This is a genomic window from Alkalihalophilus lindianensis, from assembly GCF_032843265.1.
Lineage (GTDB): Bacteria > Bacillota > Bacilli > Bacillales > Bacillaceae_D > Alkalihalophilus > Alkalihalophilus lindianensis.
In genome coordinates, this window is record NZ_JAWJBA010000405.1 from 1 (window position 1) to 267 (window position 267).

A 267-nucleotide genomic window follows, 5' to 3' on the forward strand; every position below is an offset into this window, starting at 1 on the left:
GTCCGAACGCAGGGCGCTGGTCCGTGCAGTCGGCCGACAAGGATACGATGGGGACGTACTGGTTGTGCAGGGGAAGGAGAGCGTGATGCAGGAATTTACGATCCCCGGTTTGGCGGAGGCGGAGCGCCAAGAAGTATCGCTGCCATCGCCCCAAAATCCGACGCATTGTCGTCAAAACCCATGGCTTCGAAACGCTCGCCAACGGATCGCACAAGCCCAGCGCATTGCGCAGCTTGGTTGTCATTTAACAGGCCTCGTTGCTTCAGC

At 59.2% G+C, this 267-nt stretch carries 1 protein-coding gene; it reads left to right on the forward strand.

All coding sequences use genetic code 11. The annotated features are described in order from the left end of the window. Positions 1 to 85: 85 nt before the first annotated feature. On the forward strand, positions 86 to 267 hold a 182-nt coding region (locus RYX56_RS22785), incomplete at its 3' end, for a hypothetical protein (protein WP_317124179.1).